Source organism: Xanthomonas graminis pv. graminis (genome assembly GCF_030168915.1).
In the GTDB taxonomy this organism is placed as follows: domain Bacteria; phylum Pseudomonadota; class Gammaproteobacteria; order Xanthomonadales; family Xanthomonadaceae; genus Xanthomonas_A; species Xanthomonas_A translucens.
In genome coordinates this window covers 4389418-4405248 of record NZ_CP076255.1, presented here as the reverse complement: position 1 = coordinate 4405248, position 15831 = coordinate 4389418, and the positions used below count along the sequence as shown (strand labels likewise).

Here is a 15831-nt window from a genome sequence, read left to right as displayed (position 1 = left end):
GCGGTCACGCGATATTCCGGAAAGGATCGGTCGCAGGAGTATATCGACGCGCTCCGCACTACCGTGAAGCGCGCGCCTACGCTGAACGTGAACAGGCACGGCGCGTGCATTTATAAATGCTGTGCGGCGCGCGCGCTTTCGCCGCTGGCGCATTTCCTCCACAATCGCTTGCCTTTCCACGCCAGGCGCACGCCGCGCGCATGCAAGCCTACGTTTATAAAAGCCAACGCAAGCCGGACACCTATCTGTACCTCGCCGCGCGCGACGACTTCGGCTGTCTGCCGCAGCCGCTGCTGGCGTCGTTGCAGCCGCTGGTGTTCGTGCTGGACGTGGCGTTGACCGCCGAGCGCACCCTGGCCCGGACCGATCCGGCGGCGGTGCGCGCCAACCTGGCCGGCTGCGGCTTCCATCTGCAAGTGCCGCCGCTGCCCGACGGCCGGACCGATCGAGACGATGACTGAATCCCCCTTCCGCGCGCGCGCTCCCTGGATCGCCGCGGCGCTGGGCGTGCTGCTGGCGCTGGGCGCCGGGTTCGGCCCGCTGCCCGCCGCCCTGGGCGCGTGGCTGGCGCAGCCGGCGTTCGCGCTGGCGCTGTCCTGGTCCCGCGGCCGCCGGCCGCGGCCGGCCAGCGTGCAGGCGCTGGGCCGCGACCTGCTGCCGCTGCTGGCGCTGTGGGCCGGCGGACTGGGCCTGGTCGCGCTGCTGGTGGCCTGGCCGCTGGCGGCGCTGCACGACAGCGGCAGCCTGGCCGCCGCGCTGGCGCTGAGCGTGGCCGCCAGCGCCGCGCTGCTCGGATTGTGGCGCACCTGGCCGCTGTGGCACGGCGGCGAATGCGAGGGCGGCGCGCTGGGCGCGCGCTGGCAGGCGCTGGCGCAGCAGGACGTGCAGGCCTGGCGCGGCCTGGCCGTGGCGGCGCTGGTGTTGCTGCTGGCCGGGCTCGGCGTGCTGCTGGCCTGGCCCGGGCTGCTGGCCGCCGCGGCGCGCTGGCCGCTGGCGCTGGCCTATGCGCTGCTGTCGCCATTGCTGCATGCCCTGCTGCAGCGCGTGGCGCCGCCGCAGGCGCTGCCGCTGCCGGTGCGGGCCACCTCGGCCGACCTGTTCGCCGAACTGAGCGCCGCCTCCGCGCCGCGCGCGGACGAAGCGCCGCCGGCCGCGGACGAACTGCATGCGGCGCTGTACGCCGCCGCGCGCGGCGGCCGCGTGGACCGTGCGCTGCAGCTGCTGCAGTCCGGCGCCGACCCGCACGCGCTGCCGGCGCCGGACTGGCGCGACCAGCGCAGCCTGCCGGTGCTGGCCGCGGTGTTGCCGGACCTGCGCCTGCTGCGCGAGCTGATCGTGCGCGGCGTGGACGTCAACCAGCCGCACCTGGGCATGACCCCGCTGCTGGCCGCCACCCGCGACAGCTGGCACGGCCGTCCCGAGGCGGTGATGACCCTGCTCGCCAACGGCGCCGATCCGCGCGCCAGCGACAGCGACGGCAACACCCCGCTGCACCACGCCGCGCGCAGTTCCGATCCGGGCGTGGCGGCCTTGCTGCGCGATGCCGCCGCCGAGCTGGACGCGCTGAACCGCGACGGCCTGACCCCGCTGGCGGTGGCCTGCCACGTCGGCAACTGGCGCATGGGCAAGTTCCTGCTCGAGCGCGGCGCCAAGCCCGAGCCGGCCGAGGGCAGCCCGGTGCTGCTGGCCGCGGCCGGCACCGAGGAAGACGATCCGGCCGGCGTGCAGATGCTGCTCAAGCACAAGGCGCGGGTCGATGCGCGCGATCGCCAGCGCCGCAGCGCGCTGCACGAAGCGGCGCAGGCCGGGCATGTGGAGATCGTCGTTGCGCTGCTCGGCGCCGGCGCCAACCTGGAAGCGCGCGATGCCCTGGGCCGCACGCCATGGCTGGAAGCCGCGCGGCATGGCCGCGTCGCGGTGCTGGAACACCTGCTGCCGCACAAGCCCGATCTGACCGCGGTCGATGGCGACGGCCGCAACGCGGTGCTGCTGGCCTGCACCGCCGACCAGGTCTCGCCGGGGCTGATCCGGCGCCTGCTGGAACTGGGCATCGCCGCCGCGCAGCCGGACCAGAGCGGACGCCGCGCGGTCGATCTGGCCGCCGAGGCCGGGCGCTGGGCGATCGTGTCCGCGCTGGACCCGGACTACCCGTTGCCGGCCGCGGTCAGCGACGGCCAGGGCGAAGTCGGCAGCGCCAGCCTGCCCGACCGGCCACCGCTGGAACTGCTGCGCGAAGGCCTGCAACTGGGCCAGCGCGACGGCCTGGCGGCGTTGGCGCGGCTGTGCGCGGCCGAGGAACTGGGCGCGCTGCTGCACGATCCGCATCTGGCCCTGAACCCGCAGGCGGTGGAGTGGCTGCTGGCGCATGGCGCCGCGCCGGAAGTGCTCGACGCCTGCGGCGACACGCCGATGTTCGCGCTGCTGTCGCGCGGCGTGGAAGCGGTGCCCAGCCTGCAGGCGATGCTGCGCCAGGGCGTGTCGCCGGCCGGGCGCGGCGGCCTGACCCGGCTGCTCGCCGCCTGCGCCCAGCACGACCACGCCTCACGCGCGCTGGAGCAGTTCGCGCTGGAACTGCTCGAACGCGGCGCCGACCCGTTCGCGCCGTCGCCGGCCGGCGATCCGCCGTTGTCGCTGGCGGTACGCCTGGGCTGGCTGCGCCTGCAACTGCAGCTGCTGGAGCGCGGCGCCGACCGCGAGGCGCGCGACAGCCACGGCATGACCGCGCTGCACCTGGCCGCCGCGCTGGGCCGCGAGGCCTCGCTGAAACTGCTGATCCAGCAGGGCGCCTCGCCCGAGGCGCGGGCCGCCGACGGGCAGACTCCGCTGGGCGTGGCCCTGGCCAGCGGCCGTCGCGACCTGGCCGATTGGCTGGATTGGCGGATCTGGCCGCTGCCGCGGCGCCCGCTGCGCGAGGCCGACCTGCCGGCCGCGGCGATGGTCGGCGACGCCGACGCGATCCGCCGCCTGATCGACCTCGGCATGCCGGTGGACGCGATCGACGCGCAGGGCTGCACCGCGCTGCTGCGCGCCGCCGGTGGCGGCCATGCCGCGGCGGTGGACCTGTTGCTGGCGCGTGGCGCTAACCTGCAGCACGCCGCCGGCAGCGGCGCCACGCCGTTGTCGGCGGCGGTGAGCATGCGCCAGACCGACATCGTCGCCGCGCTGCTGGCCGCCGGCGCGCAGATCGAACACCGCCTGCCCGGTGGTGTCACCGTGCTGATGCTGGCCTGCGCGCTGGGCCTGCCGGACATCGCCGCGCGCCTGCTGGCGGCCGGCGCCGATGTGCATGCCGGCGACGCGCAGCAGCTGGCGCCGCTGCACTGCGCCGCGCTGTACGGCTTCACCGCGCGCGACAAGTCGCGCCTGCTGGCGCTGCTGGACACCTTGCTGCTGGCCGGCGCCGAAGCCGACCGCAGCGCCGCCGGCGGGGTGACCCCGCTGCTGCTGCTGCTCGGCGCGCGCGCCGAGCCGGGCACCGCCTGCGAAGAGCCGGTGGTGCTGGCCGGGGTGGAGCGCCTGCTCGACGAAGACGTGAGCGTGGACGTGCAGGACCCGCGCGGCTTCGGCCCGCTGCACCTGGCCGCGCTGCACGGCCTGCCGTTGCTGGTGCAGCGCCTGCTGCGCGCCGGTGCCGATCCGGACCTGCGCGACACGCTGAACCGCCCGCCGCGCGAGATCGCGGTGATGCGCGGCTTCGTCGATGTCGCCGGGCAGTTCCAGCCGGCGCTGCCGGGGGTGTCGTCGATGGCCCGGTTCCTGCGCGAAAGCCGCTGACGGCCGCTGGCTCGGCGCGGCGGCGGTGCAGGTGCATGGCTGATCGCCGGCGCGGCAGTCGCGCGCCGGCGCTGGCGCCACGGCGCCAAAACGGTACCCGCGGTAGGGCGGGCCGTTCGATGCTCATCAAGACGCGCGCGGCAGGGTGTTCCCTCCCGCGCGCTGCGGCGAACGGCGCCGCCGGGCGTCGTTTCCCCGCTTACTGCCGCACCACCAGGGTCAGGCCGCTGTAGCTGCCGGACAGGCGCAGATAGTAGGTGCCTGCGCTGGACGGAGTGACGCGGATCGTCTGGGTGGTGCCGGCACGCACCGAGCGTGCGTCGTAGCTGCTGCTGCTCGGCGTCTTGCCGGCCGCCGCGTAGAGCGCGACGTTGCCGCTGCCGCCGAAGGTCATGAAGCTCACGGGCTTGCCGGCGTCGGCCTGGAAGCTGTACAGCGCGTCGCCGCCCCGGCTGCCGAGGCCGCGCAGTTCGACCTTGTTGCTGAGGGTCTTGGTCGGCGGAATGCAGCTGCTGTCCGTCGGGTCGCACGCCGGTGTCGTGGCCATCTGCAACAGCATGCCGAGGTCCAGGATGCCGGCGCCGATCGGCGTGCTGGTCGGGATCGCCACCGGGAACGGACGCGCGCTGGCGCGCAGCAGGTCGCGCATGCCGCTCCAGGTGAACGGGGTCTTGGCCACGCTCTGCACCATCGCCACCGCCGCGGCCACATGCGGCGAGGCCATCGAGGTGCCGGCCATGCCGCGGATCTCCCACTCGCCGGTCGGACGCTGGCTGCCGCCGTTGATCACCTGGAAGATGTAGCCGTTCGGATTGCCGTCGATGTCGCCGCCGCCGCCCGGCGCGGCGATGTCCACGCGCGTGCCGTAGCTGGAGTAGCTGGTGCGGCCGCCATTGCTGCGGCTGGCGCCGACGCTGATCACGCCGTTGCAGGAGGACATGGTGTATGCGCCGGCGTCGGCGTTGGCGTTGCCGGCCGCGACCACGATGATGCTGCCGGCGGCATTGATCTTGTCGATCGCGTCCTGGTACAGCTGCGGGCAGCTCTGCGGTCCGCTGCTGCCGATGCTCATGTTGATCACTTCGGCCGGGTTCGGGTTGGTCGGCAGGCCGTCCACCGGCAGCCCTGCGGCCCACAGCATGCCGTCGGCGATGTCGCTGCTGAAGCCGCCGCACGCGCCGAGCGCGCGCACCGGCAGGATCTTGGCGTCGTAGGCCAGGCCGGCGGTGGCCTTGTTGTTGTTGCTGACCTGGGCGATGGTGCCGGAGACGTGGCTGCCGTGCCAGGAGCTGGGTTGCGCCGCATTGCCTGGCCTGCCCAGGGCGGCGCAGTAGTCGGCATCGACCCAGTCGCCCAGATCAAAACCGCCTGGCGCGCGTCCGTCGCTGTCGCGGCGCGATATGACATGGTTGGTGATCATGTCGTAGCCAGGCAGCAGATTGGCGGCCAGTTCGGGATTGTCCTTGGCCACGCCGTTGTCGACCACTGCCACCACCACGCCCTTGCCGGTGGAGCGGGTCCAGGCCTGCTCGGCGTTGACGCCGCCGACCGGGTCGTGGAAATTCCACTGCAGTTTGGCGTAGGCCGGATCGTTTGGCGTGGTGGAGGCCGCCGCTTCGGTCGCACGCGGCATGGCCACGCTGGCGTTGTCCAGGATTTGGTACATGCGGTCGACCTCCACCGACTGCACCGACGGATCGGCCTTGAGTTCGGCGACGAACGCGGCGCGTTCGCTCTCGCTGAGGTGGCGCGAGGTCTGCACCACGTGCCAGCCGGGCACCGCCATCTCGCGCAGCACCTTGGCGCTGAGCGCGCCGCGCGCCGGCACAGTGGCGCTGGCGGCTTTGGCCTGTTGCATGCCGCTGCGCGAGATGGCGTTGGACAGGGTGCCGTCGAGCAGGCGCCGCGCCTGGTTGCCGCTGTCGCGGGTCTTGACCACGAAGCGCTGGCCCAGCTCCGCGGGCTGCGCGGATTGCGCAACGGCGTCATGCACGCTGCCCATGCCGATGACCGGCGTGGCGGCGTGGGCGCTGCCGGTGGCAAGGGCGGCGGCAAGGGCAATGGCGAGTTTGTCGGAGGAAATCATCGGCAGCTCCTGGAGAACGAGAAGGAAGAGAAGAAGCCCAAGGCGCGTTGTGTGCCGTGCGCGATCACAGGTCCACGCCCACGCCGATGCCGGCGGAGGATTCGCCGTCGCTGAACGCGCCGCCCAGGCTGAACGAGGCGCGCGCCCCGATCTTCCTGGCGTAGCCGATCGACAGCGCCTGCTCGCCGCCCTGGAAGCCGGCGCCGACCGACACGCGTCCGCGCGGACTTTGCGTGCCGGCGGCATTGACCGCCATGTTCAGCATCGCCGCGCTCATCGCGCCCAGCTTGTCCATGCGCCGGTCCATCCCGTCGAGGCGGCGTTGGGTATCCGTGCGCAGTTGGCTGAAGCTGTCGTCGAGCGCGCTGATGCGGGTATTGGTATAGGCATTGGCGCTGCTCAGCGTGGCGCTGTCGCCGGCGCGCATCTGCGCTACGTTGGCCGCGTCGGTGCCGGCGCTGCCGGCGGCGACGTTGGCGATCTGGCGCTCGTTGCCGCTGCTGCCGACCGAGACGGTGTTGGCGCGGTCGGCGAGCGAGCCCTGGCCCAGCGCGACGGCGTTGGCGGCGGTGGCCGAGGCGCCCTGGCCGAGCGCGGTGGAGGACGCGGCAGAGGCGCTGGCGCTCTCGCCGAGCGCCACCGCATTGGTCGCGACCGCGGCGATGCGGGCGTTGGCCCCGACTGCGGTGCTGCCGTCGGCGTTGACCTTGGCGTTGGCGCCGATCGCGGTGTCGTTGGGGCCGTGGGCCAGCGATTGGGCGCCCAGCGCCAGGCCGTTGTTGCCGTTGGCGGTGGCGCCGGAGCCAATCGCCACTGCGTTGGTGCCGGTGCCGGCGCTGGAGGGCGTGACGTCGCCGCCGCCGATGCTGACCGCTTGGCCGCTGCCAGAATTGGCGATGGCGTTGATGCGGGTGTCGAAGCCGGTCAGCGCCGTGTCGAACGCGCCCATCGCCGAGCCGAGGTCGCTGTAGTGCGTGCCCTGTACCAGGTAGTTGCCGCCGATCAGCTTGCCGTTGGCGTCGACCATGCTGCCGGCGCCGAAGGCGGTGGCGACAGTGCGCAACTGCGCCAGGTTGACCGCATCGGTGTCGGCGGTGCCGGCGGCCAGATTGGTGAGTTGGCGCTCTGCGCCGGCGTGGCCGATGGAAAGGGTGTTGTCGCGCTCGGCGACCGAGCCGGAACCCAGCGCCACACTGTTGTTGGTGACGATCTGCACATCGTTGACGTAGGTGGAGTTGCCGACCCGCGCACCGGCGCCGATCGCGACCGACTGGTTGCCATTGACGTCCGCGCCGGTACCCATCGCGATGCTGTCGTAGAAAAGAATCGGGGGGGCGTCGCCCCCAAAAACGCCGTTCCAGACCATCGCCTTGCCGATGGCGATGCTGCGGGTGCCGCCGGCCCAGGCGCCGTTGCCGATGGCGGTGGAGTCCGGCGCCAGCGCCAGTGCGGAATACCCGACAGCAGTGGCGTTTTCCGCCTGCGCGAAGGCCTGCGCGCCGAGCGCCACGCCGCGATCGCTCAGCGCCCGCGCGCCATTGCCCACGGCGAGGGCCCATTGGCCGGTCGCCTGCGTCTGCGCGCCCAGCGCGACCGCAGCATATTTGTTGGCGGTGGCACTCTGGCCGACCGCGACGGTGCGTTCGGAACTGGCCTCGGCCAGCGCGCCGACCGCGGTGGAACTGTAGGCGGTGGCCATCGCGCCGCCGCCCACCGCGGTGGACAGCGGGCCGGTGGCCTGGGTGGCCTGCAACTGAAACCCTGCCCCGCCTAAGCTGTCTTCGCCCACGTCGACGATGCCGCCGATGGCGACGCTGGAGCGGTCGCTGGCGATCGCGCCGGCACCGGCGGCCACGGTGTACTTGCTGCTGGCCTGGGCACCGGCGCCCAGCGCGGTCGCGGCCATGCCGGAGGCGGAGGTCTGCTGCAGGATGACCGCACCGTCGGGCTGGGAAGAGAAGTCCAGGTCGAGCATGCCGCCGACGGCGGTGGTGGAGACCTCGTTGGCCAGGCTGTTGTGGCCCACCGCCAGCGCCTGTTTGGCGTAGCTGACCGCCCCTGCGCCGAGCGCGACGGTGCCGGTGCCGACCGCCGAGGCGGCCTCGCCGGCGGCCAGCGTCTCCTCGCCGTCGGCGTAGGCGCCGGCGTTGCTGCTGTCGCTGCCGGTGGCCTTGAAGTAAAGGGCGGTGTCGGCGCTCGCATCCGCTGGCACCGCGTTCGCGTCGGTCGGCGCCGCATCGGCGGTCGTCGCCGGGGTCGCAGTCGGGGTGGCGGCCGAGACCGCAGCCGGGGGGGGGGCGGCCTGCGCCAGCGACGAGGTCGCCAGGCACAGCGCGCAGGCAAGCGCCAGCGCGCTGCGGGCGCCAGTGCGCGAAACGGCGGGCGCGGCATGGCGGATCGGGCGATAGGCGGCGGTGCCGCGTATGGTCGTACATTCGTGCATGGCTATCTCTCGGTACTGAGGCGGATGGGCAGGAGGCGACGTCAGCGGCGCGCAAGCGCGCCGCTTCGGTATCGGGGGTCTTGGGATGCGCCGCTGACCCCTGGCGCGTTCCGTGCAGCGAACTTATGCGCGGCGTCATTTGCTTGTCACCCGCAAGTTCTCGCACGATCATCACCGGGTTCTCACCGAGCCAGGTGGGATGGGGAGCTCAGTCGAATGGTGAAGGCGTTATTGGATTGGTTCGATCGGGCGCCGGTCCTGGACGAGGTGGACCGGCGCAACGTGCGCGTGATCCAGCTGCTGCTGCTGTTCCTGGCGATCACCATTCCGGCCGTCCTCGTCACCTCGCTGATCCTGGCCTGGCCGCAGTTGCGCGGACGCGCCGTGCCGCTCGGGATGACGATCTCGCTGGCGATGAGCCTGGGCATCGCCCTGTGCGCGGCGATCAGTTTCGTGCGCGTGCGCCGCGGCGCGCTGCGGGGGGGGCGTCGGCTTACTGTTGGCCGCGCTGCTGGCATCGCTGCTGGTCAATGCCGCGGTCAACGGCCTGCAGCGTCAGTTGCCGGACCAGTTGGCGCAGATGCTGGTGTTGATCCTGGCCGGACTGGTGCTCGGGCGCCGTGCGCTGTGGATCACCTTCGGCGCACTGCTGCTGATGCTGGGCCTGGGCCTGGGCGTGGGCCACGACGCGCTGCTGGAATTCGTCGCCGAGCCGGCGCGCGCGTTCTACAACCTGCCTTCGGTGCTGTTCAGCTACCTGCTGGTGACGCTGCTGCTGGATCGCACCACCGAAGCGCTACGCGAGAGCCTGCGCGAATCCAATGCGCGCGGCCATCGCCTGCAGCAGGAAATGCTGGCGCGCGAGCGCGCCCAGGCGCAGCTGATCCATGCGCAGAAGCGCGAGATCGTCGAGCGCATGGCCGGCGGCCTGGCGCACGACTTCAACAACGTCCTGGCGGTGATCGTCGGCTTCTCCGCCACGCGCCACGACGACGCCGCCGACGGCGACGCCGCGCGCGTCGCGCAGCTGGAAGACAGCCTGGCGTCGGTGGAGGAATCGGCGCGGCGCGGCATGGCCATCATTCGCCGGCTGCTGCGCTTCAGCCGCCGCGATGGCGAACAGCCCGAGCGTTTCGACGCCGCGGCCGCCATCGAGGCGCTGCAGCCGATGCTGCGGCAACTGCTGGAAGCGCGCATCGTGCTGCGCTGCGCCTTGCCGGCGACACCGGCGCCGATCCACCTGGATCGCAGCCAGTTCGAACTGATGCTGCTCAACCTGGCCAGCAACAGCCGCGACGCCATCGCCGAGCGCGGGCATCTGGATATCGCCGTGCGCAGCGAAGCGGCGTGGACGATCATCGAGATCGCCGACGACGGCCAGGGCATGCCGGCGGACGTGATGGCGCGGGTGTTCGAGCCGTTCTACAGCACCAAGCCCGCCGACAGCGGCACCGGGCTCGGCCTGGCGGTGGTGCACGACCTGGTGGTGCGCGCCGGCGGCCGCATCCAGGTGCACAGCGAACCGGGCGTGGGCACCCGCTTCCGCATCGCCTTGCCGTGCGCGGACGCGGCGGCCGGCGTTGCGGGCGTGGCCGCCGCTCAGCCGGACGGATCGAAGATGTAGCCCTTGCCGTGCACCGCCGCCAGCGGCAGGGCGACGCCGCAGCGGCGCTGCGCCTTGCTGCGCAGCCGATGCACCATCGAGTCGAGGCGGTGCGCGTCGAAGTCGTACACGCGATCGGTCAGCGCCGCGATCAGCGCTTCGCGCGCGACCAGCAGGCCGGCGTGCTCGAGCAGGCGTTGGCACAGGCGGCGCTCGCTCGCGGTCAGCGCGGCGGCTGCACCGGTCGGGGCCAGCAGGCACCAGCCGTCTTCGCTGAGCTGCCAGCGTCCGCGTACCGGTTGCGCTGCCGCGCCGCCCAGGCGCCGGGTCAGGCTGTGCAGGGTTGCCGCCAGCAGGTCGATCTCCACCGGCTTGGCCAGATAGGCATCGGCACCGCCAGTGAGTCCGCGCACCCGGTCCTCGGTCTGGCCCAGGCTGGTCAGCATGACGATGCCGATGCCGGAATACCGTTGGCGCAAGTCGCGGGCCACGGTGAAGCCGTCGGTATCGGGCAGGCCGACGTCGAGCACCACGATGTCGGCGGGATCGGCCCGCAGTTGCGCCTGCAGTTCGGCGCCGCTGCCGCAGCCGTGGGGGTCGAAGCCGAAACGGCGCAGGCCGGGAATCAGGATGCGCTCGCGCAGCATCGGATCGTCTTCCAGGACCAGGACGCGCAGGGCGGCAGCAGCGGGATGGGCATTCATACGCCGGCGCAGTGTAGCCGGCGCCGACGCGTTTGCGCGTACCGGCGCCGGCCGGAGGCACTTACGGGAAGCAAACACCGGCGCTGGCAGACTCGCGGTTTGATCGGACGGCAGACGTGATGGCAGCACGCATCGAGGATTACGCCATGCTCGGCAACTGCCGCAGCGCGGCCCTGGTGGACCGGCACGGTTCGATCGACTGGCTGTGCCTGCCGCGCTTCGATTCCGACGCGCTGTTCGCCGCGCTGCTGGGCACTCCGGAACACGGCCGCTGGTCGATCGCCCCGGTCGGCGCGTTCACCAGTACCCGCCATTACCGCGACGGCAGCCTGGTGCTGGAGACCGAGTTCGAGACCGAGCACGGCGTCGTGGCGCTGCTGGACTTCATGGTCGCCAGCCGCGACGATGACGTGCACAACCATGTGGTGCGCATCGTGCGCGGGCTGCGCGGGCGCGTGCCGCTGCGCATGCAGCTGCAATTGCGCTTCAACTACGGCCGCACCATTCCCTGGGTATCGCAGATCGACGGCGGCCTGCAGGCGATCGCCGGGCCGGACCAGATCGCGCTGCGCAGCCCGCAGCCGATGCATGGCCACGGCTTCGCCACCGAAGCGGACTTCACCCTGGAGGCGGGCGAGAACACCTGGTTCGTGCTCAGCCATGGCGCCTCGCACCTGGAGCTGCCGCCATCGCTGGCGCCGGAACAGGCGCTGGCCCAGACCGAGGCGTTCTGGCATGGCTGGTCGCAGCGCTGCGTGCAGGCCGGCCCCTGGACCGAGGTGGTACGGCGCTCGCTGGTGGTGCTGAAGGGCCTGAGCTACCTGCCCACCGGCGCGATCGTCGCCGCGCCCACCACCTCGCTGCCGGAACGGCTCGGCGGCGAGCGCAACTGGGATTACCGTTTCTGCTGGCTGCGCGATGCGGTGTTCACTCTGACCGCGCTGCACGCCGCCGGCTATTCCGACGAGGCGGCCGCGTTCCACGGCTGGCTGCAGCGCACCGTGGCCGGCTCGCCGGACCAGTTGCAGGCGCTGTACGGCATCGGCGGCGAGCGGCGCATGTCCGAATGGGACGTGGACTGGCTGCCCGGCTACGAAGGCGCGCTGCCGGTGCGCGTGGGCAATGCCGCCGTCGGCCAGTTCCAGCTGGATGTGTACGGCGAGGTGATCGCCGCGTTCCATCGCGGCCACCACGAAGGCATGTCCAGCGCGGCGCATGGCCGCTCGCTGGCGCGGCAACTGCTCGAAGTGCTGGAGCAGCGCTGGCGCGAGCCGGACGAAGGTATCTGGGAGATCCGCGACCAGCGCCGCCATTTCGTGCATTCCAAGGTAATGACGTGGCTGGCGTTCGACTGCGGCGCGCGCGACGGGGTCACCGATGCCGACGCCGCGCAACGCGCGCACTGGCGCGCGCTGGCCGACGAAGTGCACGCGCAGGTGCTGCAACAGGGCGTGCACCGCGACGGCTATTTCGTGCAGAGCTACGGCAGCGAGCGGCTGGACGCGGCGACGCTGCTGATCCCGCTGGTCGGCTTCCTGCCGGCGGACGACCCGCGCGTGGCGGCCACCGCCGATGCGATCGCGCAGCGGTTGAGCATCGACGGCCTGATCGAGCGCTACCGCGCCGACGACGACAGCGGCGACGGCCTGCCTGCCGGCGAGGGCATCTTCATCGCCTGCAGCTTCTGGCTGGTGGAGAACTACGCGCTGCTCGGGCGCATGGCGCAGGCGCGCACGCTGTTCGAACGCCTGCTCGACCTGTGCAACGACGTCGGCCTGCTGGCCGAAGAATACGCTCCGCGCAGCGGCCGCATGCTCGGCAACTTTCCGCAGGGGTACTCGCACGTGGCGCTGATCCACGCCGCGTTGCGCCTGCATGGCTTACTCGGCAAACAGGAAACCCCTTCATGAGCGATGCGACACAAGCGACCCCGCCCTGCCTGATCGTGGTGTTCGGCGCGCGCGGCGACCTGACCCGGCGCCTGGTGCTGCCGGCGCTGTACAACCTGCGCCGCAGCGACGCGCTGCCCGAGCAATTCGCGGTGATCGGCGTGGACCACGGCGACATCAGCGAGAACAGCTGGCGGCGCATGCTCGGCAACGCGCTGCACGGGCTGATGGCCGACCGCGACGCCGAGTTCAAGGCCGACGGCCTGGACGAGGACGTGTGGACCTGGCTGCGCACCCGCCTGCACTACCTGCGCGGCGATTTCGCCGATGCGGCGACCTATCGCGCGCTGGGCGAGGTGATCGAAAAATACGACGCGCAGTACAAGACCTGCGGCAACGTGCTGTTCTACCTGGCCACCGCGGCGCGCTTCTTCGCCCCGGCGATCGAGCATCTGGGCGCGGCCGGGCTGGTCAAGCAAGGCGCCGGCGGCGGCTGGCGCCGGGTGATCGTGGAGAAGCCGTTCGGCCACGACCTGCAGAGCGCCAAGGAGCTCAACGCCATCGTCGGCCGGGTGCTCGACGAGGACCAGGTGTTCCGCATCGACCATTTCCTGGGCAAGGAAACGGTGCAGAACATCCTCGCCTTCCGCTTCGCCAACGGCCTGTTCGAGCCGGTGTGGAACCGCGACCGCATCGACCACGTGCAGATCACCGCCGCCGAGACCATCGGCGTGGAAGGGCGCGGCGGGTTCTACGATCCCACCGGCTGCCTGCGCGACATGGTGCCCAACCACCTGTTCCAGCTGCTGGCGATGATCGCGATGGAGCCGCCGGCGGCGTTCACCCCGGCCTCGATGCTGCGCCGGCGTGCCGAGGTGATCGAGGCGGTGCGGCCGCTGGCCGCGTCCGACGTGGTGCGCGGCCAGTACGCGGCCGGCGCGATCGGGCGCAATGCGGTGCCCGGCTACCGCGAGGAAGACACGGTGCCGGCCGATTCCAACACCGAGACCTATGTGGCGATGAAGCTGCAGGTCGATACCTGGCGCTGGGCCGGCGTGCCGTTCTACCTGCGCACCGGCAAGCGCCTGCGCGAACGCACCACCGAGATCGCGATCCGCTTCAAGCCGGCGCCGCTGGCGCCGCTGCGCAGCGCCGAGATCGGCGGCTACGGTCCCGACTGGCTGGTGCTGCATATCCAGCCCGACGAAGGCATCTCGCTGCAGTTCGACGTCAAGCGCCCGGGCGCGCGGGTCAGCCTGGCGCCGGTGCGCATGGACTTCCGCTACCGCGACTGGTTCCCGAAGGAATACTCGGTCGGCTACGAGCGCCTGCTGCAGGACTGCATGCATGGCGAGGCCGGCCTGTTCCAGGACGCGACGATGGTCGAAGCCGCCTGGCGCATCGTGCAGCCGATTCTGGATGCCTGGCAGGCCTCGGCCGACGAAGTGGCGCAATACCCGGCCGGCAGCGCCGGCCCGGCCGCCGCCGACGCACTGCTCGCGCTCAACGGCGGCCATAGCTGGCGCACCCTGACCGCCGGCCGCCGGCCGCCGGCCGCCGCCGCGGCGCCCAGCGGAAGGCGGCGCCGACGCCAAGGCCGCAGCGCCGGCGAAGCGTTCGGCGGCGGCCAAGCCTGCCGTGTCCAAGGCCAAGCCTGCCGCTTCCAAGGCCAAGGCCGCCGCCGCCGGCAAGTCCAGGCAGGCCGCTTCGCCGAGCAAAGCGGTCGCATCGGCGAAGAAGACAGCGGGCAGGAAGGCGGCCGCACCCAGCAAGGCCGCCACGTCGAGTCCCGCGAAAGCGAGCAAGCCGGTGGCGAAGAAGGCGCCGGCGACCGCGACCAGGCGCGCCGGGGCGAAGCGCTGACCGGCGATGCGCCGAGCGACGCGGGTGGCCTTTTAGGCCATCCGTCGCCATCAGTGCTGGCTGCAGTCGGGACTGAAGTCCCTCTCACAAAAGGCCCTGTAGCTCGACTGCGCTGCGGACGCCCGTGTGGGAGCGACTTCAGTCGCGACGAGCGCAGCGGCGGGCCTTTCCGGCTTCGGAAGGTGTCGCGGCTGAAGCCGCTTGTGTCTGGAGATTGCTCTACAGTTTGAGTGGAGAGCGATGTGCGGCACGCCGACAGGCCGTAGTGTTCAAGCACGTGTAGGAGCCAGGGCGGCCGCACATCGACCTCGTTGCCTAGCCCGAACAGTTGAACGAGCGTTCGCTCGAACTTCACAAGCGTGGGCAGCGACGAGGTGGCTCTCTCCTGTCCCCCAGTCTACCTAACGCTTATGCCTCTTTGGATCGGTATCGATGTGGCCAAGGACACCTTGGCCGTCCACGTGCTTCCCCTGGACCAGTTGCTGTCCTTTCCCAATACCGCCCAGGGCCACCAGCGCCTGTGCGACCACCTTGCCGGGCACTGCGTCGGCAACGCGCTGCTGGAGGCCACCGGCGGCTACGAACGGGCGGTGATGACGGCACTGGCCACGGCAGGGATCCCGGTGACCCGGATCAATCCGCGCCGGGCACGCGCTTTCGCCACGGCCTTGGGCACAACCGCCAAGACCGATCCGCTGGATGCGGCCTTGCTGGCGCGCATGGCTCACCTGGTGCAAGCGCCCGCGCCGGCTCCCGATCCCTTGCGTGAGCAACTGCGCATGCTGGTCCAGCGCCGCGAGCAACTGGTCCAGCAACGTGACGACGAGCGCCGTCGCTTGCATCAGGCGACCCTGGCCATGGTGCGCGCGTGCCTGATCGAGCAGATCGGCGACGTGCGCCGCCGTATCCAGCGGATGAACCAGGCGATCAAGCAGGTGCGGTGCCAGCTCGACGATGCGCTGGCGCACGCCCTGGGCACGGTCCCGGGCATCGGCGAGGTCACCACCGCCAGCCTGATGGCCTATCTGCCCGAACTGGGGACGCTGGATCGTCGCCAGATCGCGGCCCTGGTCGGCCTGGCTCCCTACAACGTGGACAGCGGGCAGCACTGTGGCAAACGCCGCATCCGCGGCGGGCGTGCCACGATCCGACGAGTGCTGTACATGGCCTGTTGGAGCGTTGTGCGCACTCAAGCCTCCTTCAAGGAGCGTTATCAACAGTTACGGGCACGCGGCAAGCCCGCCAAGGTCGCCATCACCGCATGCATGCGCGTGCTGCTTATCCGACTCAACGCCATGGCACGAGATCGCACACCATGGCGTGAGGTTATCGGATGAGAAGACAGTTGCTCCTACAGTGCACCCAACCGGCTATCTGCAGGCCGTTGTAGGAGCGGCTTCAGCCGCGACGGACACCTTCGGTAAGTTCCGCTCGCGGCTGAAGCCGCTCCCACACGGTGGCGTTGTGCG

8 protein-coding genes and 1 pseudogene are annotated in these 15831 nt (G+C 71.5%); 6 read left to right on the top strand and 3 right to left on the bottom strand.

The annotated features are described in order from the left end of the window. Positions 1 to 200 precede the first annotated feature (200 nt). Positions 201 to 461: a YcgL domain-containing protein gene (locus tag KHF85_RS19150; RefSeq protein WP_064541040.1), complete on the top strand. Its 261-nt coding sequence runs from the start codon at positions 201 to 203 to the stop codon at positions 459 to 461. Then, positions 454 to 3774: an ankyrin repeat domain-containing protein gene (locus tag KHF85_RS19145; protein ID WP_284567882.1), complete on the top strand. Its 3321-nt coding sequence runs from the start codon at positions 454 to 456 to the stop codon at positions 3772 to 3774. The genes KHF85_RS19150 and KHF85_RS19145 overlap by 8 nt, the downstream gene beginning before the upstream one ends. Positions 3775 to 3973: 199 nt before the next feature. On the opposite strand, the gene KHF85_RS19140 is transcribed toward KHF85_RS19145, so the two are convergent. Further along, the gene (locus KHF85_RS19140) at positions 3974 to 5860 is read right to left on the bottom strand and encodes a S8 family serine peptidase (protein ID WP_284567881.1); all 1887 of its coding nucleotides are present in this window, start codon (positions 5858 to 5860) and stop codon (positions 3974 to 3976) included. 64 nt (positions 5861 to 5924) lie between these two features. Continuing rightward, positions 5925 to 8303 carry a YadA family autotransporter adhesin gene (locus KHF85_RS19135; protein ID WP_284567880.1) on the bottom strand — a complete coding sequence of 793 codons (2379 nt, stop codon included), beginning with the start codon at positions 8301 to 8303 and terminating at the stop codon, positions 5925 to 5927. Positions 8304 to 8802: 499 nt separating this feature from the next. Here KHF85_RS19135 and KHF85_RS19130 point away from each other — a divergent pair, with 499 nt between their 5' ends. Continuing rightward, on the top strand, positions 8803 to 9927 hold the full coding sequence (locus tag KHF85_RS19130) for a sensor histidine kinase (protein ID WP_284567879.1): 1125 nt from the start codon (positions 8803 to 8805) through the stop codon (positions 9925 to 9927). On the opposite strand, the gene KHF85_RS19125 is transcribed toward KHF85_RS19130, so the two are convergent. After that, a complete protein-coding gene (locus KHF85_RS19125; RefSeq protein WP_284567878.1) occupies positions 9903 to 10610 on the bottom strand; it encodes a response regulator transcription factor in 708 nt (235 codons plus the stop codon). The two genes, KHF85_RS19130 and KHF85_RS19125, sit on opposite strands and share 25 nt — an antisense overlap. Before the next feature lie 119 nt (positions 10611 to 10729). Between KHF85_RS19125 and KHF85_RS19120 the strand changes: the two genes are divergently transcribed. The 3 genes and pseudogenes from KHF85_RS19120 (at position 10730) to KHF85_RS19110 (ending at position 15699) form a co-directional block, all read left to right on the top strand. Continuing rightward, positions 10730 to 12520: a glycoside hydrolase family 15 protein gene (locus KHF85_RS19120; RefSeq protein ID WP_284567877.1), complete on the top strand. Its 1791-nt coding sequence runs from the start codon at positions 10730 to 10732 to the stop codon at positions 12518 to 12520. Next, positions 12517 to 14362, top strand: a pseudogene (gene zwf, locus KHF85_RS19115) (glucose-6-phosphate dehydrogenase). Before KHF85_RS19120 ends, zwf begins: the two are co-directional and overlap by 4 nt. A gap of 410 nt (positions 14363 to 14772) precedes the next feature. After that, the gene (locus KHF85_RS19110) at positions 14773 to 15699 is read left to right on the top strand and encodes an IS110 family RNA-guided transposase (protein WP_284566813.1); all 927 of its coding nucleotides are present in this window, start codon (positions 14773 to 14775) and stop codon (positions 15697 to 15699) included. The last annotated feature ends 132 nt before the right edge of the window (positions 15700 to 15831 follow it).

Coding starts and splice junctions, on each gene's coding strand:
- KHF85_RS19150 (WP_064541040.1), top strand. CDS start 201: ATGCAAGCCTACGTTTATAAAAGCCAACGCAAGCCGGACACCTATCTG.
- KHF85_RS19145 (WP_284567882.1), top strand. CDS start 454: ATGACTGAATCCCCCTTCCGCGCGCGCGCTCCCTGGATCGCCGCGGCG.
- KHF85_RS19140 (WP_284567881.1), bottom strand. CDS start 5,860: ATGATTTCCTCCGACAAACTCGCCATTGCCCTTGCCGCCGCCCTTGCC.
- KHF85_RS19135 (WP_284567880.1), bottom strand. CDS start 8,303: ATGCACGAATGTACGACCATACGCGGCACCGCCGCCTATCGCCCGATC.
- KHF85_RS19125 (WP_284567878.1), bottom strand. CDS start 10,610: ATGAATGCCCATCCCGCTGCTGCCGCCCTGCGCGTCCTGGTCCTGGAA.
- KHF85_RS19120 (WP_284567877.1), top strand. CDS start 10,730: ATGGCAGCACGCATCGAGGATTACGCCATGCTCGGCAACTGCCGCAGC.
- KHF85_RS19110 (WP_284566813.1), top strand. CDS start 14,773: ATGCCTCTTTGGATCGGTATCGATGTGGCCAAGGACACCTTGGCCGTC.